The organism is Micromonospora sp. NPDC085948 (assembly GCF_040686315.1).
Lineage (GTDB): Bacteria > Actinomycetota > Actinomycetes > Mycobacteriales > Micromonosporaceae > Micromonospora.
This window is the reverse complement of sequence record NZ_JBFBJW010000006.1, coordinates 227,302-249,709: the sequence shown is the minus strand read 5'-3', so window position 1 is coordinate 249,709 and position 22,408 is coordinate 227,302. Positions and strand designations below refer to the sequence as shown.

Annotated in this window: 20 protein-coding genes; 12 read left to right on the top strand and 8 right to left on the bottom strand. The window is 73.5% G+C overall.

What is annotated here, in order from left to right; all coding sequences use genetic code 11:
- Positions 1-11: 11 nt before the first annotated feature.
- The 8 genes from AB0O48_RS18590 (at position 12) to AB0O48_RS18555 (ending at position 8,958) form a co-directional block, all read left to right on the top strand.
- The gene (locus AB0O48_RS18590; protein ID WP_357247781.1) at positions 12-1,160 is read left to right on the top strand and encodes an exonuclease SbcCD subunit D; all 1,149 of its coding nucleotides are present in this window, start codon (positions 12-14) and stop codon (positions 1,158-1,160) included.
- A complete protein-coding gene (locus tag AB0O48_RS18585; RefSeq protein WP_365067007.1) occupies positions 1,160-3,634 on the top strand; it encodes an SMC family ATPase in 2,475 nt (824 codons plus the stop codon). The genes AB0O48_RS18590 and AB0O48_RS18585 overlap by 1 nt, the downstream gene beginning before the upstream one ends.
- Positions 3,631-4,599 (top strand): hypothetical protein, encoded by a 969-nt coding sequence (locus AB0O48_RS18580; RefSeq protein WP_365067004.1) that lies wholly within the window; start codon positions 3,631-3,633, stop codon positions 4,597-4,599. Before AB0O48_RS18585 ends, AB0O48_RS18580 begins: the two co-directional genes overlap by 4 nt.
- 18 nt (positions 4,600-4,617) lie before the next feature.
- Positions 4,618-5,475 (top strand): fused MFS/spermidine synthase, encoded by an 858-nt coding sequence (locus AB0O48_RS18575; RefSeq protein WP_365067001.1) that lies wholly within the window; start codon positions 4,618-4,620, stop codon positions 5,473-5,475.
- 124 nt (positions 5,476-5,599) lie between these two features.
- Positions 5,600-6,292, top strand: a complete 693-nt coding sequence (locus tag AB0O48_RS18570) for a sigma-70 family RNA polymerase sigma factor (protein WP_365067266.1) — start codon at positions 5,600-5,602, stop codon at positions 6,290-6,292.
- Positions 6,289-7,065 carry a zf-HC2 domain-containing protein gene (locus tag AB0O48_RS18565; RefSeq protein ID WP_365066998.1) on the top strand — a complete coding sequence of 259 codons (777 nt, stop codon included), beginning with the start codon at positions 6,289-6,291 and terminating at the stop codon, positions 7,063-7,065. The genes AB0O48_RS18570 and AB0O48_RS18565 overlap by 4 nt, the downstream gene beginning before the upstream one ends.
- A gap of 203 nt (positions 7,066-7,268) precedes the next feature.
- Positions 7,269-7,916 carry a hypothetical protein gene (locus AB0O48_RS18560; protein WP_357247767.1) on the top strand — a complete coding sequence of 216 codons (648 nt, stop codon included), beginning with the start codon at positions 7,269-7,271 and terminating at the stop codon, positions 7,914-7,916.
- Positions 7,917-8,037: 121 nt separating this feature from the next.
- Positions 8,038-8,958: a DNA-3-methyladenine glycosylase 2 family protein gene (locus AB0O48_RS18555; protein ID WP_357247764.1), complete on the top strand. Its 921-nt coding sequence runs from the start codon at positions 8,038-8,040 to the stop codon at positions 8,956-8,958.
- 4 nt (positions 8,959-8,962) lie between these two features.
- Here AB0O48_RS18555 and AB0O48_RS18550 read toward each other — a convergent pair whose 3' ends face one another.
- The 3 genes from AB0O48_RS18550 to AB0O48_RS18540 all read right to left on the bottom strand — a co-directional run bounded on the left by AB0O48_RS18550 (position 8,963) and on the right by AB0O48_RS18540 (position 10,188).
- Positions 8,963-9,472 (bottom strand): DUF1990 domain-containing protein, encoded by a 510-nt coding sequence (locus AB0O48_RS18550; RefSeq protein ID WP_365066995.1) that lies wholly within the window; start codon positions 9,470-9,472, stop codon positions 8,963-8,965.
- Positions 9,454-9,879: an SRPBCC family protein gene (locus tag AB0O48_RS18545; RefSeq protein WP_365066992.1), complete on the bottom strand. Its 426-nt coding sequence runs from the start codon at positions 9,877-9,879 to the stop codon at positions 9,454-9,456. The genes AB0O48_RS18550 and AB0O48_RS18545 overlap by 19 nt, the downstream gene beginning before the upstream one ends.
- A 96-nt stretch (positions 9,880-9,975) precedes the next feature.
- Entirely contained in the window at positions 9,976-10,188 is a 213-nt protein-coding gene (locus AB0O48_RS18540; protein WP_355029384.1) for a hypothetical protein, read from the bottom strand.
- Positions 10,189-10,323: 135 nt separating this feature from the next.
- On the opposite strand from AB0O48_RS18540, the gene AB0O48_RS18535 reads away from it, so the two are divergent.
- Both AB0O48_RS18535 and AB0O48_RS18530 read left to right on the top strand, forming a co-directional pair.
- Entirely contained in the window at positions 10,324-11,439 is a 1,116-nt protein-coding gene (locus AB0O48_RS18535; protein ID WP_357247755.1) for an ATP-dependent DNA ligase, read from the top strand.
- The gene (locus tag AB0O48_RS18530) at positions 11,426-13,069 is read left to right on the top strand and encodes an alpha/beta hydrolase (RefSeq protein WP_365066987.1); all 1,644 of its coding nucleotides are present in this window, start codon (positions 11,426-11,428) and stop codon (positions 13,067-13,069) included. Before AB0O48_RS18535 ends, AB0O48_RS18530 begins: the two co-directional genes overlap by 14 nt.
- Here AB0O48_RS18530 and AB0O48_RS18525 read toward each other — a convergent pair.
- Positions 12,996-13,508 carry a potassium channel family protein gene (locus tag AB0O48_RS18525; protein ID WP_357247749.1) on the bottom strand — a complete coding sequence of 171 codons (513 nt, stop codon included), beginning with the start codon at positions 13,506-13,508 and terminating at the stop codon, positions 12,996-12,998. The genes AB0O48_RS18530 and AB0O48_RS18525 overlap by 74 nt on opposite strands.
- Before the next feature lie 74 nt (positions 13,509-13,582).
- Here AB0O48_RS18525 and AB0O48_RS18520 point away from each other — a divergent pair, with 74 nt between their 5' ends.
- A complete protein-coding gene (locus AB0O48_RS18520; RefSeq protein ID WP_365066984.1) occupies positions 13,583-14,035 on the top strand; it encodes a GNAT family N-acetyltransferase in 453 nt (150 codons plus the stop codon).
- Positions 14,036-14,097: 62 nt separating this feature from the next.
- The gene (locus tag AB0O48_RS18515; protein WP_357247742.1) at positions 14,098-14,610 is read left to right on the top strand and encodes a hypothetical protein; all 513 of its coding nucleotides are present in this window, start codon (positions 14,098-14,100) and stop codon (positions 14,608-14,610) included.
- Positions 14,611-14,678: 68 nt separating this feature from the next.
- Here the strand turns inward: AB0O48_RS18515 and AB0O48_RS18510 are convergent, their stop codons facing one another.
- From AB0O48_RS18510 to AB0O48_RS18495, 4 genes are read right to left on the bottom strand one after another with little or no spacing between them, the layout of a single operon-like run.
- Positions 14,679-15,404 (bottom strand): ABC transporter ATP-binding protein, encoded by a 726-nt coding sequence (locus tag AB0O48_RS18510; protein ID WP_357248060.1) that lies wholly within the window; start codon positions 15,402-15,404, stop codon positions 14,679-14,681.
- 11 nt (positions 15,405-15,415) lie between these two features.
- Positions 15,416-16,411: an ABC transporter ATP-binding protein gene (locus tag AB0O48_RS18505; RefSeq protein ID WP_357247739.1), complete on the bottom strand. Its 996-nt coding sequence runs from the start codon at positions 16,409-16,411 to the stop codon at positions 15,416-15,418.
- 1 nt (position 16,412) lies between these two features.
- Positions 16,413-19,121, bottom strand: a complete 2,709-nt coding sequence (locus tag AB0O48_RS18500; protein WP_365066979.1) for an FtsX-like permease family protein — start codon at positions 19,119-19,121, stop codon at positions 16,413-16,415.
- The gene (locus AB0O48_RS18495; protein ID WP_365066977.1) at positions 19,118-22,333 is read right to left on the bottom strand and encodes an ABC transporter permease; all 3,216 of its coding nucleotides are present in this window, start codon (positions 22,331-22,333) and stop codon (positions 19,118-19,120) included. The genes AB0O48_RS18500 and AB0O48_RS18495 overlap by 4 nt, the downstream gene beginning before the upstream one ends.
- Between the last annotated feature and the right edge of the window lie 75 nt (positions 22,334-22,408).

The following is a 22,408-nucleotide window of genomic DNA, read 5'->3' as shown; positions in this document are numbered from 1 at the left end:
CCTGCACAGCCATGAAGATCCTGCACACCTCCGACTGGCACGTGGGAAAGGTGCTCAAGGGGCAGTCCCGGGCCGACGAGCACAAGGCCGTGCTGGCCGGCGTGATCGACATCGCCCGTGCCGAGCAGCCGGATCTGGTGATCGTCGCGGGTGACCTCTACGACACCGCCGCGCCCAGCTCCGAGGCGACCCGGCTGGTCACCCGGGCGCTGACCGCGCTGCGGCGTACCGGCGCGGACGTGGTCGCGATCGGTGGCAACCACGACAACGGCCCCGCGCTGGACGCGCTGCGCCCATGGGCCGATGCCGCCGGCATCACGCTCCGCGGTGGGGTGCGGGAAGATCCCGACGAGCACGTGATCGACGGCACCACCGCCGGCGGTGAGCGGTGGCGGCTGGCCGCGCTGCCGTTCCTGTCCCAGCGGTACGCGGTCCGCGCCCTGGAGATGTACGACCTGACCGCCGCGGAGACCAACCAGACGTACGCCGACCACCTGGGCCGGGTGCTGGGGCGCCTGACCGAGAGTTTCACCGAACCGGACCGGGTCCACCTGGTCACCGCGCACCTCACGGTGACCGGCGCGGCCACCGGTGGCGGCGAACGCGACGCGCACACCGTGCTGGGCTACGCCGTTCCGGCCACGGTCTTCCCGGCCACCGCGCACTACGTGGCGCTGGGCCACCTGCACCGGGCGCAGCGGGTCGCGGGCCCCTGCCCGGTGCGGTACAGCGGCAGTCCGCTCGCTGTCGACTTCGGTGAGCAGGAAAACGTCCCCTCGGTGACGATCGTCGAGGTGACGGCCAGCACCGCCGCCCGGGTGCGGGAGGTGCCGGTGACGGCGGCGAGCGCGCTGCGCACGGTGCGAGGCACCCTGGCCCAGCTCGCCGAGATCGAGGCACCGGACGCCTGGCTACGGGTGTACGTGCGCGAGCAGCCCCGGGCCGGCCTGCGCGAGGAGGTGCAGGAGCTGCTCCCCCGGGCCCTGGAGATCCGGATCGACCCGGAGCTGTTGACCGCCCCGGGCAGCGGCGCGCGCATCGCCCAGCGTTCGGGGCGTTCGCCGCGGGAGTTGTTCGCCGACTACCTGGACAGCCGGGGCCACGCCGACGAGGGTGTCCGGGAGCTCTTCGACGAGCTTTTCGAGGAGGTCGAGCACTGATGCGTCCGATGCGGTTGGACATGGCCGGGTTCACGGTCTTCCGGGACGAGACGACAGTCGACTTCACCGACGCCGACTTCTTCGCCCTGATCGGCCCGACCGGTTCGGGCAAGTCGACGGTGCTGGACGCGATCTGCTTCGCCCTCTACGGCATGGTGCCCCGCTGGGGTGGCGCCCGGGGGTTGGCGAATGCGCTCGCGCCGTCGGCGACCGAGGCGCGGGTGCGGTTGGTCTTCGAGTCCGGCGGCGCCCGGTACGTGGCGACCCGGGTGGTTCGCCGGGACGGCCGGGGCAACGTGAAGACCGCGAACGCCGGGTTGCAGCTGATGCCGGCCGGCTTCGACGTGACCAAACTGGACACCGGGTTGAGCCCGGACGACCTCGGTGAGGTGGTGGCCGGCACCCCCGCCGAGATGGAGCAGGCGGTGCTGGAGGCGGTGGGGCTGCCGTACGAGCAGTTCACCAGCTGTGTGGTGCTGCCGCAGGGGCAGTTCGCGGACTTCCTGCACGCCAAGCCGGCGACCCGGCAGCAGATCCTGGTCAACCTGCTGGGCCTCGGGGTCTACGAGGACGTGCAGAAGAAGGCGACGGCCCGCGCCGGGCAGGCGGAGGCCCGACTGGAGGCGGTCGACCAGGTGCTCGCCGGGCTGACCGGCGTGGACGACGAGGCGTTGGCCGAGGCCGACGCGCGGGTCGACCGGATGGCCGAGCTGGCCGGCAAGGTGGCCGAGGCGGTGCCGGAGCTGGCGACGGCCCGGCTCACCGCCCGGGAGGCGGCGGCGGCGCTGACCGCGCTCGACGACGAGCTGACCGTCCTGACCGGGGTGCGCGCGCCGCGCGGGGTGGCCGAGGTGGCCCGCGCGGTCACCGCGGCGCGGGCCGACGCGGAGGCGGCGGCGACCGCTGTGTCGTTGGCCGAGGAGCGGGAGGAGAAGCTGCGCGGCGAGCTGGCCGGTGCCGGCGACGAGAGCGCGGTGCGGCTGCTGCTGCGGGCGTACGACGATCGGGACCGGCTGTCCGGCGAGGCCGACACGGTCCGCGCGGCGGTACGCGCGGCGAACGACGAGCACGTCACGGCGGTGGCGGCCCTGGCCGCCGCCCGCGTGGTCGCCGAGCGGGCCGACGCCGAGTTGGAGGCGGCCTTCCGGGCGCACGAGGAGGCGAAGGCCACCGACCTGGCGGTCAGCCTGCGGGTGCACCTGCACGCCGGCGCGGCCTGCCCGGTCTGCGAGCAGCAGGTGGAGCGGGTGCCGGCGGTGCCTGCCGACTCGGCGGTGGCGGCGGCGACGGCGGCGGGCAAGGCGGCGCGGGCCGCGACCAAGGCCGCGCAGGCGACCGTGCAGGAGCGGGACGCGGCGGCGCGGGACCTGGAGCGGCTGCTGGTGCAGGCGCGGGCCCGGCAGGAGCAGGTGGATGCCCGACTGGCCGAGTTGGACGGGCAGCTCGCCGGGGCGGCGGAGCCGGCGGTGTTGCGCCGGGAGTTGGCCGAGCACGCCCGGTTGCGGCGTGCGCTGGAGGACGCGGCGACCGCGGTGCGGGCCGGCCGCGAGACCGCGCGCCAGGCCCGGGCCGGGGTGGACGCCGCCGAGGAGCGGCTGCGGGCGGCGTGGCGGGCGTTCGACACGTCCCGCGACGGGTTGGCGCGGTTCGGCCCGCCGGTGACCGATCGGGACGACGTGGCCGTCGCGTGGGCGGCGCTGACCGGTTGGGCGGCGACCGAGGCGGACCGCCGCCGCGCCGATCGGGCGAGCCGGGCCGTCGCGGTCGCCGAGGCGGAGTCGGTGGCCGACGCGGTGCAGCGGCGCATCACCGGAATCTTCGCCGACGCCGACGTGCCGGTCGGTGACGACCCGGTGCACGCGGCGACAGTGGCGGTCGAGCGGGCCGACGCCGAACGGCGGCGGCTGCACGAGCGTCGCGAGCAGGCCGGCACGTTGCGCGAGCAGCGGGCGGGGCACGAGCGGGAGGCGCAGGTGGCGCGCGCTCTCGCCGGGCACCTGCGGGCCAACAACTTCGAGCGGTGGTTGCTCGCCGAGGCGTTGGACCTGCTTGTCGACGGCGCGTCGGGGATCCTGCGGGAGCTGTCCTCCGGCCAGTACGAGCTGGTGCACGACAAGGGCGAGTTCGTGGTGGTCGACCACCACGACGCGGGTCTGCGCCGGGGGGTGCGAACCCTCTCCGGCGGCGAGACGTTCCAGGCGTCGCTGGCGTTGGCGTTGGCGCTCTCCGAGCAGCTGGCCGGGATGTCGACGACGGCGGCGAGCCTGGAGTCGATAGTCCTGGACGAGGGCTTCGGCACGCTCGACGCCGCGACCCTGGACACGGTCGCCGCCACGTTGGAGAACCTGGCCGCCCGGGGCGACCGGATGGTCGGCGTGGTCACCCACGTGCCGGCGCTGGCCGAACGCATCCCGGTCCGCTTCGAGGTGCGCAAGGATGCGCGTTCCGCGCGCGTGGAGCGGACGGGCCGGTGAGCGCGAGGAGCGACCCCGCGTTCTTCGTGGATTCGTGGGATCCGGCGTATGGCGCGTCGTTCGAGGCGTCGACCGCCGGACCGGCCGCGCCGAGCAGCGCGCAGGTCGACGCGGACGTGGAGCTGCCCGCGGTGGACTGGCGGGCGATCGGGGTACGCCCCCAGGTGCGGGCGCCCGACGTGGTGTTGCTCGTCGACGGGGTCCGCCGGATCGACGCGAGCATCTGGACGGCGGAGGCCGACGGCCTGTCGTTCCCCGGTCTGGCCGCCTCGTACGCGGCCGGGGTGGTCCGGTGTGACCTGGGTCGGGGTGCCGCGCAGTTGGCCGGTACCCGGGTGGGTCGGGGCCTGTTCACCGCGAGCCCGTCGGCGCAGGATGTGGTGGCGGGCTCGATCCGTTACCCGGTGCACCGGGTCGGTGGCACGGGTGAGCTGGCGAAGTTGCCGGCCGCCGTGCAGGGTCCGCTGACCGCGCTGGAGGTGGCGGTGTCCGACGCCGCCCGGGTCGACGGCGATCTGCTGGTGGTGGACGGCCCGTTGCGGAGTCGCCGGCAGCTGCCGCGCACGCTGGGCTACATCAAGACCCAGCACAGCCAGTATCTGGATGCCCGACTGACCGCGGTGGTGACCGGTCTGGCGTCGCGTGAGCGGTCCCCGGTGTTCCGGCTGGGCACCGCCTGGGGTGGCTGGTCGTGGTATTTGCGGTTGCCGGTGGCGATCGGCGCACCGTGGGCGGGCATCGTCCGGGTGGAGTGTTCGGCCGACCTGCCCGTCGAGGCGGCGATCGAGTTGGCCGACCTGTCGCTCGTCACCCTGCCCCGCTTCGCCTCCACCCCGTACAAGGACCCCCGGGCCCCACAGAACCTGATTCCGATCGCCGGGCTGGAGCGCCGGCTGCGTGCCCTGCTCGGCGATTCCCGGTTGCTGCACCGCGCGTTGACCGCCGCGGCCCGCGCGGCCCGTTGACCGCGGATACTGGTCAGGATGGGACGTAAACGGGCGGCTGACCGGGTGGTCGAGCCTGTCGACACGGGGCAGGCCGAACTCGTGCCGGACCTGGACCGGCCCGGCTCGTGGACGCTGCTGCTGGACGGCGCGCCGCAGTCGCACGTCGACCTGACCGACCCGACGCACCTGGAATTCGAGTACGTGCGGCGGCTCGCGGCCGCGGTGGATCTGATCGCACCGGCGGGTGCGCCGCTGCGGCTGCTGCATCTGGGTGGCGGTGCCCTGACCCTGCCCCGCTACGTGTCGGTCACCCGGCCCGGCTCCACCCAGCGGGTGGCCGAGGTGGACGGCGCGCTTGTGGAACTGGTCCGCAGGGTGCTGCCGTGGCCGTCCGACGCCCGGCTGCGGGTCCGCGTGGAGGATGCGCGGGCCGTGTTGACCGCCACCCGGGACGCCAGTTACGACGTGGTGGTCGCCGACGTGTTCGCTGGTGCCCGCACCCCGGCTCATCTCACCTCGGTGGAGTATTCGGCCGAGGTGGCCCGGGTGCTCCGTCCGGCGGGCTGGTATCTGGCGAACCTGGCCGACGGCCCGCCGTTGCGGCACGCGCGTGGGCAGGTCGCCACGGTCCGCTCGGTGTTGCCGCAGGCCTGCCTGGTCGGGGACGCGGCGGTGTTGCGGGGCCGCCGGTACGGCAATCTGGTGCTGGTCGCCGGGCGGTCCACGCCCCCGGTGCCGGAGCTGACCCGGCGCGCCGCCGGCGACTGGTTTCCGGGCCGGGTGGTGGCCGGCGACGAGTTGGACCGCTTCGCCAGCGGGGCGCCTGTGGTCCACGACGCCGACGCGACCGGCTCGGATCCGCCGCCACCGGGCCTGTTCTCCGTCCGCCGCTGACCGTCCACTCAACGACGGCGGGGAAAATCTTCGCCGTTCGTTGATCCGCTCGGGGTGCTGCTGCGTACCACCGGGCGGCCCGCTTCGTGGGCCGGCGATGGTTACGGACACCCCGGAGGTCTGCATGCACGCGGTGGCGGCCGGTTGGCATGGCGACGTGGTTGGCGCGGACTGGATGTCGGCGCGGTCCTCGTCACGGCCGACGTCGTCAGCCCGGGGGGTCGACGCGCACGCGCCGTCTCGCCAGAATGGTCCGGTGACGCCGCGACCGGCGCCCGGACGCCATCAGGCGACGACAACCGAGGCCAGCCATTCCGACCAGTTGATCCGGTTGCTCTACGCCGAGCACGCCGGTCCGTTGCTGATGTTCGTGATGCGTCTTACCGGGGGGGACCGGCAGCGTGCGGAGGACATCGTCCAGGAGACGCTGCTGCGGGCCTGGCGCAACGCGCACCGCCTGGGCACGCAGGGGCAGGGGTCGCTGCGGCCGTGGCTGGTCACGGTGGCCCGTCGGATCGCCATCGACGAGCACCGCAGCCAGGAGGCTCGGCCGCCGGAGACGTACGACCGGGATCTCACCGCGTTCGCCGAGGCGGACAGCACCGACCGGGTGCTGCGGACCATGACGGTCGCGGACGCGCTGCGTACGCTCAGTCAGTCGCACCGGGAGATCCTGATCTCGACGTACTTCCGGGGGCGGACGGTGCCGGAGGCCGCCGAGGAGTTGGGGCTACCGCTCGGCACCGCCAAGTCGAGGGTCTACTACGCGCTGCGCGCGCTGCGCACGGCTCTGCAGGAGCGGGGGGTGACAGAATGAGCCGGCCGGACCACATGGACGTCGCGGCGTACGCGCTCGGTGTGCTCGACGAGCAGGACACGGAGCGGTTCGAGGAGCATCTCGCGACCTGCTGGGCGTGCGCGGCCGAGTTGGAGACGATGGTGCCGGTGGTCGGACTGCTCTCCGACATCGACGGCGAGACGATGATGGCGCTGGAGCAGACGGCTACCGACCCGGCGTTGCTGAACCGGACGCTGGGCGCGGTCCGGGCCGACCGTCGGCGTACCCGGTTTCGGCAGATGCTCGCGACGGCCGCCGCGGTGGTGGTCTTCGGCGGTCTGAGCGGGTACGGCTTCGTCAACGTGACCGACAGCGGATCGACTCCGGTCGCCGGTCCGACGCCGAGCGCACCGATCGACCCGCAGACCAGCGGGCCGACGGCCCCGCCGAGCGGCCCGGGTGTCGGCGGCACCGAGGAGGAGGGCGACCAGGTCGAGGCCACCGACCCGACGACAGGTGTGCAGACCACCATGTTCCTGGTGAAGCGGGAGTACGGGACGCGGATCAACTTCGTTCTGCGGAAGCTGCCCGGCCCCCGCACCTGCCGGTTGGTGGTGGTGCGGAAGAACGCCAGCACCGAGGTCGTTTCAAGCTGGTCCGTGCCGGATGGCGGTTACGGCACCAACACCCGACCGCAGGGTCTGGAGTTGAGTGCGTCGACGTCGGCTCCGGTGGATGACATCAAGCAACTTCAGGTGCAGTCGGTGGACGCCAATGGTGTGGCGAGTCCGCTGGTCACGCTACCGATGTAGTCTCGCGTACGGATCGGCGCCGGCCATGGCGACAATGGCCGGCGCCGATCTGTCGTTGCCGGAGAAGTCTCGCATCAGGGGCGTACGCATTCGCGCTGGAATTGGTTCAATCAGTCCACGTGAAATTGACCACTGTTGTTACTTCAACCTTGACAGCCTGACTCCCGTACCTATGGGTGAACTGCCAAGAATGAGGAGGGCACGTGGCAAAGATGAAGCGGACCGTCATCGTCGCGAGCGCGATGGTCGCACTAACGGCCTGCGCTCCCGCAGGTTACGACGGGGCGAACTCGAGCGCGGCCGAGCCGGTCGCCGTCGCCGCGGCCGAGCCCAGCGCGTCGGTTGAAGCCGAGGCGTCAGCGTCCGCGGAGGCGCCGCCAGCCGACGCGCCGCCCGCGAACGTCAACCTGACCGAGAAACTGGTCGGCAAGAGCGTCGCCCGGATGGGCAAGGTGGTCACCGACCAGGACGGCTGGATCCTGTACCGCTTCGACAAGGACACCGCCGACCCGCCCTCGTCGAACTGCGTCGACAAGTGCGCCGAGGTGTGGCCGCCGGCGCTGACCGACGGCAACCCGCAGCTCAGCGGCGTGTCCGACGACAAGGTCAGCAGCGTGACCCGCCAGGACGGCACCCGCCAGCTCACCATCGCCGGCTGGCCGGTCTACCGCTACATCGGCGACAAGAAGCCCGGCCAGTGGAAGGGCCAGGCGGTTGGTGGCACCTGGTTCGTGGTCCAGCCGGACGGCAAGAAGAACCTCAGCTGCCTGCCCACCTCCACGCCGAAGCCGGTCGCGCCGCCCGCGGACAGCGGCACCAACGACGCCGGGGGCTCGGGCTACTCGTACTGATCAGGGACACCACGGGCACGACGGTGGCCGGTCGCAGCCGGGGAGGGCGCGACCGGCCACCGTCGTACCCGTGGGGGCCGGCGGTGGCCGTGACCACGCCGCGACCTGGCAAAGTAGTGGGGTGACCGACACCGAACCCGCCGCGACCCGGGTGCTGCGCCCGCCGGTCGGCTACCGGCTGGCGGCGTCGGTCCACGCGCTGACCTTCACGCCGTACGACCCGTGCGCGCGGTTTGTCGGCGGCACCTTCTGGTGGGCCACCCGCACCCCGGACGGGCCGGCCACCCTGGCGCTGCGGTCGTCCGCCGGTGACCTGCTCGCCGAGGGTTACGGGCCGGGCGCCGCGCACGTGGTGGCGCGGGCCGACGCGATCGCCGGGCTGCACGACGACCTGACCGGCTTCGCCGAGCTGGCCGGGGCGCACCCCCTGGTGGCCCGGCTGGCTCGGGAGCACCGGGGGCTGCGGATGCCCCGCACCGGGCAGGTCTTCCCCCGGCTGCTGCGCGTCGTCTTCGAGCAGAAGGTCACCGTCAAGGAGGCGTACCGGGCGTACGCGGCGACGGTGCGGCACTTCCGGGAGCCGGCGCCCGGCCCGTCGCCGTCGCTGCTGCTGCCGCCCGAGGCCGCCGCGGTGGCCGCCACCCCGTACTGGGTGTTCCACCCGTTCGGCGTGGAACAACGCCGGGCCGACACACTGCGCCGCGCCGCCGCGCTCGCCGACCGGCTGGAGCGCAGCGCCGACGCCGCCGACGCCACCCGTCGACTGACCGCCATCCCGGGCATCGGGCCGTGGACGGCCGCCGAGGTGGTGCGGGTCGCGTACGGGGACCCGGACGCGGTGAGCGTCGGCGACTACCACGTCCCGAACACGGTGGCCTGGGCGCTCGCCGGCGAGCCCAGAGGCGACGACGCCCGGATGTTGGCCCTGTTGGAGCCGTTCCGGGGGCACCGGGGCCGGGTCTGCCTGCTGCTGGGGGCCGCCGGCATCGGGGCGCCGAAGTACGGTCCGCGCGCCACGATCCGCTCGTTTGCCCGGTACTGAACGGTCACCGCCCGGCGCAGAGCCGGCGCAGGGTACGGCCGAGCCACCACGCGTACGCGTGCTGCACCGCACGGACCGCCGGGCCACCGGCACGGGTGAACCAGCGGCTCGGGCGGCTGAACGCGCGTACCTCGAACCAGACCGCGCCGTCGTGGTCGCGGCCGACCACGAACGCCTCCTCGCCCCGCTCCGGGTGCCCGGCCAGGGTGCCGTAGCCGAAGCCCGCGAGTGCCGGCGACTCCTCGCTCCAGATCACCCGACACGACCCCCAGATGCGGGCCGGGCCGACGCCCAGGCCGGAGCTGACCAGCACACCCTCGGTGGCCCGGGGGGCGTCGGTGCGGATCCGGACCCCGGCGGAGCGGTGCAACCGCCACGTCAGCACCGCCTCGGCCGCCGTCTCGAAGCAGCCGACCGGCAACGGATACCGGTGACGCAGGTGGTGGTACCCGCCGGGTAGCGGCCCGTGCCGGGTCGCCCCCACCTCCGGGTACGTCAGGTCCACTGCTCGCACCGGCGCTTGAGACCGTCGGCCTCCAGGCGCAGGTAGCGCCGGAGCAGGCCGCCGTACAGCCGGCCGATCAGGCCGGCCAGCGGCCCGGACTGGTGGATGGCCAACTCGACCCGGGTACGACCGTCGGGCAGCGGCAGCAGCCGGTGCTCCCCACGGGTCCGTACCCCGGGGGTGTCGGACACCCAGGTGAACTCCCGTCCCTCGGTCAGCTCGGTGACCCGCCACACCGCCGGCCGCAGCTTCGGCTGGGTCAACCGGGCGGTCGCGCCGACGGCGAGCGGCTCCGGTTCCCCCCGCTCGACCCGGGTCACCGAGGCCGTCCACTCCGGCCAGCGTTCCACGTCGACAAGCACCGCCCAGACCTGCTCGGCGTCGGCGACGATCTCCGCCGTGGCTTCGAACCGCATGACGTCCCCTCCCTGGGCGGTGCCGTCGCGCACCGCCCACGGGTGCGGACAAGGCCGCCGGGTGGATCGTGACACCCGCGCGCAACCCCGGCGGGATCAGGCGGCCTCGCGGAGGTCGGCCAGGCTCAGCGGAGTCCGCAGCCGCAGCAGTTCCTCCAGCTCAGGCACCGAACCGACCTCGCCGAGCACGTTCCGGCCGCCGCCGAACCGCTGCGGATAGCGGCGGGTCAGCCGGTAGCGGTAGCGGCCCCGGATCAGCTCGACGCTCACCCGCCACCGCCCGCAGCAGTCACAGACCCACTCGGACACCTCGCGAAAGTAGCTCTGACCTGCGAATATTCGATTCGCCCGGTCGGGACGAGCGGCGCGTGGGCGGACACGCCACCCCGGTGCCCACGGTGATCTGCCTCACGACTGTCGGTGCCGTCTGATTGACTGGTCGCCGTGGACCTGCCGATCAATCCTCCGGTCGAGCCGATGCTGGCCAAGAGTGTCGCCAAGCTTCCCACCGCCTCCGGGCTGACCTACGAGCCCAAGTGGGACGGGTTCCGGTGCATCGTGTTTCGCGACGGTGACGAGGTCGAGCTGGCCAGCCGGGGCGGCAAGTCGATGACCCGCTATTTCCCCGAGGTGGTCGACCAGGCCCGCCGGCAGTTGCCCGAGCGGTGCGCGGTCGACGGTGAGTTGATCGTCATCCGGCGCGACGGGCCGAGCGGCCAACCCCGGTTGGATTTCGAGCTGCTGGCCCAGCGCATCCACCCGGCCGCGTCCCGGGTAAAGCTGCTGGCCGAGACCACACCTGCCGATTTCGTCGCGTTCGACCTGCTGGCCATCGGCGACGAGGCGCTGCTCGACCAGCCGTACCCGCTCCGCCGCGAACGGTTGGTCGAGGCGCTGGCCGGAGTGCGCCCGCCGGTGCACGTCACCCAGGTCACCACCGATCCCGACACCGCCCGCCGTTGGTTCGACGTGTTCGAGGGCGCCGGGCTGGACGGGTTGATCGTCAAGCCTGCCGACCTGCCGTACGAGCCGGGCAAGCGGCTGATGTCCAAGGTCAAGCACGCCCGCACCGCGGACGCGGTGGTGGCCGGCTTCCGCTGGCACAAGTCCGGCCCGGTAGTGGGCTCGCTGCTGCTCGGTCTCTACGACGACGCCGGGGTCCTGCACCACGTGGGGGTGAGCGCGTCGTTCACCATGGCCCGTCGCGCCGAGTTGCTCGACGAGTTGGCCCCCTACCGGGACATCGGCGGCGAGCATCCGTGGGTGCACGGCGACCACGAGCGCGGCCAACGCATCCCGGGTGGGGTGAGCCGGTGGACCGGCACCAAGAACCTGGAGTGGGAGCCGGTCCGCCCGGAGCTGGTGGTCGAGGTGGGCTACGACGCCATGGAGGGCGAACGGTTCCGGCACACCGCCCGGTTCGTCCGCTGGCGCCCGGACCGCGACCCCCGGTCGTGCCGTTACGACCAGCTCGACCGGCCGATCCGCTTCGATGTGGACCAGGTGCTGCGCGGTGACCCGGCGGCCACCGTGGACCGTGCCGCCGATGGCTCGGCGTAGCCTGGCCGTCGACCCGACCCCGGAGGAGCACGTGATCCGCACCGCCCATCAGCTTCGGCTGGCGACCAGTCGCCGGGTCCGTCGCACACTGGCCGCCCTCGTCGTCACGGCGCTGCTCACCGCCGGTTGCACGCTGCCGGCGTTCGCGCCACGCACCGAGGTGGAGGGCGCGGCCGCGCCGACCGGCAGCGCGCCCACCTGGCGGCCCTGCCCGGACGTGCCCGACGACCTGGTCGGGCGCGGCGCACCCAACATGCGCTACGAGTGCGCCCGGATCGCGGTACCCCGAGACTGGGGCACCGGCGGCGGGGCGAGCACCGGCCCGGGCGCCGGGGAGACCTTCGAGATCGCCCTGCTGCGGGCCCGCTCCACGAAGCAACGCGACCGGGTCGGCTCGCTCGTGGTCAACCCGGGCGGTCCGGGCGGCTCCGGCGTCGACACCGCCGTCTACCTGTCGTTCGGTCCCCAGTTCGGTGGGCTGCCCGCCTCGATCACCGAGCGCTTCGACATCGTCGGTTTCGACCCGCGCGGGGTCTCCCGGTCCAGCCCGGTGAAGTGCATCTCCGACGCCGACCTGGACGCCAGCTTCGGCTTCGACCCGGACCCGGCGAGCCAGTCGGAGTTCGACGGCTTCGTCGGCCTGAGCCAGCGCATCGGGCGCGGCTGCGGGGACCGGTACGGCGACCAGTTGCCGTTGTACGGCACCGAGCAGGCTGCCCGTGACATGGACGCGGTGCGCGCCGCCGTGGGTGACGACAAGCTCACCTACCTGGGCTACTCCTACGGCACCCTGCTCGGTGCCACCTACGCCCAGCTCTACCCGCAGCGGGTGCGGGCGCTGGTGCTCGACGGGGCCGTCGACCCGCAGCAGCGGCTGGTGGAGGGTTCGGAGAGCCAGGCTCGCGGCTTCGAGCGGGCCTTCACCAACTTCACCCGCTGGTGCGCGGCGAACGCCGGCCGTTGCCCGATCGCCCCGGACGCCCGGGCCGCGGTCACCACGGCCATCGACAAGGCCAAGGCCTCTCCGGTACGCGGCGCCGGCGGGCGGGAAGCCACCGCCGGCTGGGTGTTCTACGCGGTCATCTCGTCGCTCTACACCGAATCCGGCTGGCAGGAGTTGGCCCAGGCGATCGACAAGCTGGCCAAGGGCGATCCGAAGGACGTGTTCCGGCTCGCCGACGCGTACGCCGGCCGGGGCGACGACGGGCGTTACTCGAACCTGTTCGACGCCAACCTGGCCATCAACTGCGCCGACGAGACGGAGAAGCCGAGCCGGGAGCAGATCCGGCAGTTGCAGTCCGAGTGGCGGGGGAAATATCCGCTGTTCGGGCCGGCGCTGGCGGTCGGCATGCTGAGCTGCGTCGAGTGGCCGGGCGGGCGTGACCCGTACCCGACCGGGAAGGCGAACGGCGCACCGCCGATCGTGGTGGTCGGCACCACCGGCGACCCGGCGACGCCCTACGAGCAGACCCCGCGGCTCGCCTCGATGCTGGGCGTCGGGCGGGTGCTGACCTGGGAGGGCGAGGGGCACACCGCGTACCCGCAGACGTCCTGCATCACCGACGCGGTCGACGCCTACCTGCTCGACCTGACGGTGCCACCGGAAGGGAAGCGCTGCCCGGCCCGGTGACCGGTTGGAATGGCGGCAGCGCGGGCACCTCGATGCCCTGCCGGCTGGCCAGTTCCTCCAGCAACGCCCGCATCCGACGTACGTCGGCCTTGAGCTGCTCCTGCTCCTCGTGCTCGAAGGCGTTGTCGTCGACGATGAGCCGGCTCGCGAAGTGCGCGGTGATCAGCGGAATGACCAGCAGCACCATTGTCGAGATGAGCAGCGCGGCCAGCGTCCGGCCCGCCCAGGTGGTCGGCGAGATGTCGCCGTACCCGACGGTGGAGGCGGTCACCACCGCCCACCAGACGGCGTCGGCCGGGCTGCGCTGCTCGACCTCGCCGTAGATGATCCCGGCCACCACGATCATCAGTAGGTACGAGGTGATCAACGTGCGGGGCGAGTTGGCGAACCACACCAAAGCCCGGTAGATCCACCGGAACGGCAGCAGCAGGAGCTCCATGGCGCCCCATGCTGCCCGTTGCCCGCAAGCAGCGCCGGCCCATTCGCCGGTTTCGTTGTGCCAGGCTCATCGGCATGACCGACGTGATCTTCCGGGAGGCGGTCCGGGCTGACCTGCCCGGCGTCATCGCCCTGCTCGCCGACGACGTTCTGGGCAAGGCCCGCGACTTCACCGAGGTCGACGAGGCCTACGAGAGGGCGTTCGCGGCAATCGACGCGGACCCGCGCAACCAGCTGATCGTGGCGGAGCAGGCCGGCGACCTGGTCGGCTGCCTGCAGATCACCTACATCCCGGGCCTGGGTCGGCACGGCAGTGAGCGATCGCTCATCGAGTCGGTCCGGGTCCGCTCGGACCGGCGCGGCCAGGGGCTGGGCCGGGGCCTGATGACCTGGGCGGTCGACCAGGCCCGGCAGCGTGGCTGCGCGCTGGTGCAGCTCACCACCGACAAGACCCGCGCGGACGCGCACCGCTTCTACCTGGGCCTCGGCTTCGTGGCCAGTCACGAGGGCATGAAGCTCGCGCTCTGACCCGCCGTCACGCCCGCCCGGCGGGGCAACAGGGCTCGCCCGACCGGATTACGTTCGCTGTCATGAGCAGGACGCCGATTGCCAAGAGCGCCGCACCGTCGCGCCCGCCCTGGCGACTGATCGGCTCAGCTCTCTTGGTGGTCGGCGGCCTGCTGGTCGTCGTCGCGTTCTGGTTGCCCGCCTGGCGCAGCGTCTACCCGGGGCGGACCGATGTCACACCGGGCACCGAGGTGATCGGCTGGGCGCTGCCCTTCGCGGTGGTCGGCGCCGTGTTCGCGGTGCTGTCACTTGCCAACCCCGGTCCGTCCCGTTGGGTGTGGCGGCAGGCCAGCCTGGGCATGCTCGTCTCCAACGTGCTCGCCTGCGGCAGCCTCACCGGAGTGTTCTGGTATTTCGAGGCCAACGACCCCTACGTCGAGGACGATCTGCTCGGCACCGGCCCGGGCATCGGCACTCTGCTGGCCCTGCTGGGCTGTCTGCTGATCCCGCTCGCCGGCGCCCTCCCCAACGGCCGCAAGGACGCCGGCCGGGCCAACCCGACGACGGAGAAAGCGCTACGACCGCCGGGTCGCTGACCGAGTTCGCAGCCCACGGCCCACGGCCCGCGCTCCACGGCGCAGAGCCACAGCCGAGGGCGCAGCGGTCAGCCGTCGACCAGGCGGCCGTCGCGCAACATGAGCACCCGGTCGGCGAGGTCGATCAGGGCCGGGTCGTGCGTGGCCACCAGCGCCGTCATGCCGCGCGCGTGCACCACCGCGCGCAGCAGGTCCATGATGGACCGGCCCGTCTCCGAGTCGAGCTGACCGGTGGGCTCGTCGGCGATGAGCAGATCCGGCTCGTTGGCCAGGGCTCGGGCTACCGCGACCCGCTGTTGCTGCCCACCGGAGAGCTCGTACGGGCGCTGGGCCGCGTGTCCGCCCAGGCCGACCATCTCCAGCAGCACGGCGACCCGCTGCTCGCGCTCGGCGGCCGGCACCTGCGCCAGCCGCAACGGCACGCCCACGTTCTCGGCGGCGGAGAGGATCGGCACCAGCCCGAACGTCTGGAACACGAACCCGACGGTGCCCCGGCGCAGCCGCAAGAGTTCCGCCTCGCCGGCCGCGGTCACCTCGTGCCCGGCCACCACCACCTGACCGCTGTCCGGGCGGTCGAGACCGCCGATCAGGTTCAGCAGCGTGGTCTTGCCGGCCCCGGACCGGCCCCGGATGGCGACCAGCTCGCCCCGGTTGGCGCTGAACGAGACGTCCCGCACCGCGTGCACGGCGTGCTCGCCCCGACCGAAGGTGCGGCTCACACCGCTGACCCGGACCACCTCGACCGGTTGTCCGGCGGTTCCGCCGTCGAACCCGGCCGCACCGGTGACCACCATGTCCCGTTGACTCATGCCCGTGCTCCCCGCTCGTCCGCGGCCCGGTCGCCGGGCCGTACCTGCACGTGGTCCGGCTCCAGGTCGAGCCGGACCCGCTCCTTCAGCGCGAGCGCGTCGACGAATGCGGCAGGCAGCTGCATCCGGCCGTTGCGGTCCAGCACCGCGTACTCCTCGCTGACCAGCTCGGTGTTGCCGTCCGCGTCGGTCCGGGCGGTTCGGCGTACCTCCGAGGCGGTCCGGCCGTCGCGGATCGCGACGGTCCGGCGGACCTGCGTGGCCACGGCGTGGTCGTGGGTCACGACCACGATTGTCACGCCCAGCTCGGCGTTGATGGTGCGCAGCGCCGCGAAGACCTCGGCGCCGGTCGCCTCGTCCAACTCGCCGGTCGGCTCGTCGGCGAAGAGCACCTCCGGGTCGTTGGCCACCGCCACCGCCACCGCGACCCGCTGCTGTTCGCCGCCGCTGAGCTGCCCCGGCCGGCGGTCCGCGCAGTAACCCACGCCGACCATGTCGAGCAGCTCCCGGGCCCGTTCCCGGCGGGCCCGGCCGCCGCGTTTGCCGGCCAACTGCATCGGCAGCTCGACGTTCTCCACAGCGGTGAGGTACGGCAGCAGGTTGCGGCCGGTCTGCTGCCAGACGAAGCCGACCAGTTCCCGCCGGTAGCTCAGCCGACGCTTGGTGGACAGCGTGAGCAGGTCGTAGTCGGCCACCCGGGCGATGCCGGCGGTGGGCGTGTCCAGGCCGGAGAGGATGTTGAGCAGGGTCGACTTGCCCGAGCCGGACGCGCCGACGATCGCCACCAGCTCCCCCCGGTCGATGACCAGGTCGAGTCCCTGCAGGGCGACCACCTCCACCCCCTCGGTCTTGAAGATGCGCACCAGGCCGTCGCAGACGATGTGTCCGCGCAGTCGGTCCTGCCCGCCGGCCCGCTCGGCGGCGCGTTGCGCTGCCCGCTGTTGCAGGGAGGCCAGGTCGGGCACCAGTGAAGTCTGGGCGGTAGCGGTCATCTCAGCTCTCCTCTCCGAGCCGAAGCACCTCACCGAGGCGCAACCGGCGGTTGTTCAGGGCCTCGACGGCGACCGCGAAGCCGAGGGCGACCACCCCGAGCGCGAGCACCGCCGCCACCAGGCCGGGCTCGAAGGCCACCCGGACCGGCATGCCACTGGTGAACGCGGACAGGCCGAGCACCGGGTTGAGCAGCAGGGGCAGCACCGCACCGACGAGCGCGCCGGTCAGCACCGACACCCCGACCAGCGGGGCCAGCTCGACCAGCAGCAGCCCGCGCCACTGCCGGCGGGACAGGCCGAGGGTACGCAGCCGGGACAGCACCTGGCCGCGGGCCCGCGCGCCGGCCAGCACGATGAACGCGATGGCCAGCAGCCCGAGCACCGAGCCACCGACGGCACCGGCGACGAACCCGAAGGCCAGTACGCCGTTCGCGCCGCCCGCGCCGAGATCCCGGCGGACGTCGGCCCGGGTGTCGACGACGACCCCGAGTGGGCGTTGCCCCCCGGTGACGGCCCCCTGCTGCTGGTACCGCAACTGTCCCTCGTCACCGGCGCGGCGCAGCGCCTCGACGTCCAGCCGATCGCCGGCGACCAGCAGGCTGGTGGCCACGGGCGAGGTGGGGCGCGCCGGGAGCGCCTGCCAGGGCAGGATGACGAACCGGTCGGTGTTCGCCGACAGCAGGGGGAAACTGTCCTCGCTGCCGGCCACCCGGAACTCGTACCGCTGGTTCTGCACCGAGATGAAGGCGGAGCGGTCCAGTCCGGCCTTGGTCAGGTCGGCGGCGACCGCCGGCGAGACGATCGCCGGCACCGGCCCCGATTCGGGCCGGGCGGTGCGCAACGCCGCCGGTAGCGGCAGATCCACGGCCGACTGCTTGGCCACCTCGGCCAACCGTGAGCCGTCGATCAGCAGCACGGCGGTGTCCTCGAGCCGCGGGTCGGTGCCGAGTTCGTCGGCTGCCAGCCGCTCGTCGGACGCGAACAGCACTCCGGTGGCGGCCCGGACCCCCGGCAGGCGACCCAGCTCGTCGATCGTGTCGGGAGCGAAGCGTTCACCTCGGATCACCGCGTCGGCGGGCACGATCCGTTCGGCGGCCCGGTCCCGGCTCGCGTCGACGCCCGCGGCGACGACCGCGCAGAACGCCGCGGTGCCGATCGCGAGCACCACGACAACCAGCGGGGCGGCGACGGACGACCGGCCGGCCCGCGCCGTGCCGAGGAAGGCGACGCTGCCCCTTCTCCGCGCGGCAAGCCGGCTGACCAGCAACAACGGCCAGGGGTACGCCCGCAGCGCGAGTACCGCCGCGGCGATCGCGAGCAGCACCGGCACCGACACCAGCAGCGGGTCCACCTCACCGAGGGTGAGGCCGCGCCGACGCAGCAGCACCGCGGCGAGCACGGCGAGCAGCAGCACGGAAACCTCGACGGTGAGCCGGCGGGTCGACGGGCGCATCCGGACCAGGTCTCGGCGCGACGCCCCGCCGGTCGGCACGGCCAGCGTGGCCAGCGGCAGGGCCAGGGTGACCAGCACGGTCGCGGCGATCGCGTACGGGGTGCTCGGGTCCGGGGCGCCCGGGAACAGGGTGCCCAGCCACCAGCCGAGCGCGGCGGCGACCGGCACCACCAGCAGTGACTCGGCGAGGCTGCGTCGGGCGCCGGCCGTGCTCCCACCGCCACGCGCCCGGATCAGCACGAACTCCGCCCGACGCCGCCGGGTGGCGAGGGTCGCCGCGAGGACGATCAGCCCGGCCAGCGTGGCCAGTACGCCGGCCGCGATCACCGCCAGCAGGGTCCGGGCGGCGTTGACCTGGGCGGCGAACGCGCGCAACGGGATGTCGATTCCCTGGGCCAGCGAGAGGTCGGCAGGCCTACGCAGCTGCGTCTCCTGGAGGCCGTCGATCAGCTGGTCCAGCTGCCGCGTATCGATCTTGTCGGCGCCCAGCCGGTACCGCCAGTTCGACCGGATCGGCCACCCCTCCGCGGCCCGCTTGTCGAGGGTCGACTGGGCGACGACCCCGGAGGCGATGAACGGCTGAGCGTCCCCTTCCGGTGGGATGATCTGGAGCATCGATGGCAGCCCGTCCCAGATGCCGCTCGTACGGTCGACGGGGCGGTACAGCCCGACCACGGTCAGCGGGACGGCGTCGTGGAGACGCTTCTGCTCATCGACCCGGCCGATGCGCAGTTGGCTTCCGGTGCGCAGGTTGAGTTTGCCGGCCACGTCGGCGTCGAGCGCCACCTCGATGGGCCGGTCGGGAAGGTACGTCTCGCTCGGCCACGCCCCCTCGACGAGGGTGCTGGTGTCCTGGACGCCGGGCATGCCGCGCAGACCCAGGTCGACGAGCAGGTCGCGGGCCTTGAGGTCCGGGCCGACCACGCGGGCCGGTTGCGCGTCCACGTTGTACCACCGCTCGGACACCGCCGAGCGCACCTGCGGCGGCAGGCCCGCGGCCAGCGCGTCGAACCGCTCGCGGCCGTAGGCCATCGCCGGCTTCAGGGCGGGGGCGGTCACCACGGCGGTGCTGTACGAGAGGTCCCGCCGGGCCGGCAGCTCACTGTTCAACTGCGCCCGAAGCCCCTCTTCGGCGAGCTGGTTGACCAGCCGGGGCACGCCGCTGATCAGCAGCGTGACCACCAGGGTCAGCACCGCCAGCAGGAGGAACTGCCCGCCGTACACCCGGACCCGCCGGGCCACCGCGCCGACGCTCATCGTTCTCCCCCGATTCGCAGCTGTACCGCCGCCACCCGCTGCCGGATGCCGGAGGCGATGAACGCGCTGAAGGCGAGCGCCGCCAGCAGCAGACCGACCGCGGTCAGACCGATCGGCACCCAGGGCAGCGCGAACGTCGCCGGGGGGATCGGCCGACCGGCGGCCGGGGTGAGGATGACGAGTGGGGCCATGGTGGCTCCGACCACGGCGCCGAGCAGCAGACCGACCCCCACGCCGATGCCGGCGAGGAACGCCTGTTCGGCTAGCAGCGCCCGAGCCAGCAGTCGGGGCGTGGCGCCGAGGGTGTGCAGGACCGCGAACTCACTGAGTCGGCGTCGGGCGGTCGCCCAGACGTCCACCATCAGGCCGACGATGGCGAGCAGCACCGCGCCGAGCGCCGCGGCGAGCATCCCGGTCCGCGAACCCTGCCAGTACGGGTCGTCGGCCGCGGACGTGATCACCGCTTCCCGGTTGAGGACGGTGACTCCCGGCAGCTCCTCGGCCGCCCCGGCGGCGGCCATCGCGTCGGTGGCGCCGATCCACCACTCCGGTGTCGGGCGGATCGTCCCGCCGGATCCGACAAGCGCGTCGACCGCCGCCGGCAGGTCGAGCAGTACGCCCTCGCCGGTGGTCGTCGGCACGGCTTCCAGTTCACCGACCAGGTGGACCCGCAGCGTCACCCCGGAGAGCGCCAGCTCGACGGTGTCGCCGAGGTGAAGGCTCAGCGCCTCGCGTACCCGGGGGGTCATCAGCACCGGGACGCCGGCGACCGGCGCGCTCGCCGCTCCCGGCACGACGACGAACTGGCCCTCCGGCCGGTCCGGCCGTCCCTCCTCGGCGATCAGCCGGATGGGACGGTTGGCGACGAACCCGGCACCGCTCGACTCCACCGGCGCGCGCGGCCCACCGGGCCAGGTCACCGTCCAGTCACCGGTCAGCTCCGCCGGCCGGGTCGCACCGCCACCATCGACGAACGCCAACCCCTGCACCTGGAACGGGTACGACATGCCGGCCGCGTACCCGGCATCGGCCTCGAAGCCGGCCAGCCGCAGCCGCGCCTCGCCCACGTCCGGAAGCGTGACCGTGAACCGCGTGGCCTCCCCGGTGCTCGGTGCCTCGACCGCCGGCAGCCGGAAGGCGAGGCCGTCGGTGGTGGTGAACAGCAGCGTCACCGCGATCCGGTGCGGCTCGATGGGTTCGTCGACAGGCTCGGTGGGTTGTTCGAGAGGCGTACGGACAGTGCCGGTGACCGCCCGGGTGCCCTCCGGCAGCTCGACTCCCCCGCTGGCACCGCGCGCCTGGATCATGCGCCGGTACTGCTCCGACACCGGATCATCGCTGAGACGGTCGGGGAGTCGGACGACCCCGGGGGCGCTGGCCGGGTCGATACCGACGACGGTCACCGGCAGGTCCGCCCGGCCGACCCGGATGTCGTCCCGCCACGCCGGCAGCACCCGGTGGACGCCCGGCAGCGCGGCGAGTTCACCGGCCCGGGTGAGGGGGGCGGCCCCGGCTCGTTCGGTGACCCGCAGGTCGGCGCCGACCGTGTGCCCGGCCTGCTCGACCTGGGACCGCTCCCCCGTGCTGATCAGGGACCAGGCCAGGGTGCTGCCACCGACGGCGAGGGCGAGCAGCAGCACCGGGCCGGCGTGCGGACGGCGACCGGCCTGCCACATGCCGAACATGGTGGCCGTCCAGGGCCGCCGGTCGACGAACCGCTCGGCGAACCGGGTGACTGGCGGCAGCACCCGCAGCGCCAGCACGGCACCCGCCAGCACCCCGAGTGTCGGGGCGGCGATCAGCAGCGGGTCGAGACCGAGCCGGCCGCCCGAGCCGGCCAGCGGCGAGGCGTACCGGCGCAGCTGCACCCAGGCGAGCACGGCGAGCGCCACGAGCACCAGGTCGACGCTGGCCCGCTGGACGCTCGCCGCCCGGTTCGGGCGGGAGCGGGCGGCCATGTCGGCCACGTACGTGCCGGCGCCGCGCAGCGTCGGGGCGACCATGACCACCAGGCAGCCGGCGGCCGTGGCGGCGGCGGCCGCCCAGACCAGGACGGTGCTGCCGCCGGCGCTGGACAGTTGCTCGGCACCGCCGGGTCGGACGAATCGCAGCGCCACACCGGCGATCACCGGCGCGAGCAGGACCGCGGGGGCGACCACCAGGGTCGCCTCGCGGGCGGCCAGGCCGGCCAACTGTCGGCGGGCGGCGCCGCGAGCACGCAGCAGTGCGGTCTGCGCGCGACGGTCCTCGTGCAGGAGCGCGGCGACGAGCACCAGCGCGTACCCGCCGAGCACCAGGATGAGCAGCAGCGGGGTGGCCAGCGCGGAACGGCCGACCAGGTCGGCGCGGCCCATCCGGTCCAGCAGCTGGGGCATCTCGGTCACCGCCTGGCCGGAGCTGCCCAGTTGGGCGGCTTCGGGCACCGCCGCGGACGCCTCGGTGAGGGCCTTCCGCACGGCGGGCAGGTCGGCCGCGTCGACGCCGGCGAGATCCGGTTCGACGAGCCAGGACGCCGACACCGAGCCGGGGAAGATGGCCGCGAAGTCAGCCGGGTCGAGGACGAACGGCCCGTACGACGTGCCGGAGCCCGCGCTGCCCGTCCCCACCCCGGGGGCCAACAGCCAGTACGCGTCCGCCGGGTCGCGGGGCCGCCAGGTGCCGGCGAGCACCAGCTCACTGCGCCGTTCGGTGGCCCGGTCGCGGACCGGGATGCGTTGACCGACGCTGAGGCCCAGCGCACCCGCGGCCCGCTCCGGGAGGCTCACCTGGGTCGGGTTCGCCCCTGGGCGTGGCCAGGTTCCGCTGGTCAGCTCCGCGTGCGCGGCGAGGTCGTCGAGGGTGGCCAGGTTGGCGAAGACGGGCTCGTCGCCGGTACGGGGCACGGATCCGAGCGAGCCGGTCAGCTCCCGTCCGGTGCCGAACCGGGCGACCGAGACGCCGACCGGGACGCCGGCCAGCCCGTCGGCGAGCTCGGCGCGGACCGCCCCGTCGCGGGTGGCGAACTCGGCCGCGTCGCGCCCGCCCGACCCGGTGACCAGGAGGCCGCGTTCCTCGGCCGGCGAGGCGGCCACCAGCGCCCGCTGCCCGGCGTCCACCGCCCGACGGTTGTAGTCGGACAGCCCGGTGACCAACGCGACGGCGACCAGGGCCGCGATCACCGCGGCGACCAGCAACCCTCGCGCCTCTCGGGCACGCCTCCACACCAGCTTCATCCGACGCCTCCCCTGGCCCTGACGGGCCGACGACCATCAAGACAGGCCACCCACCGGGAAAGGTTCGCGCCCGTT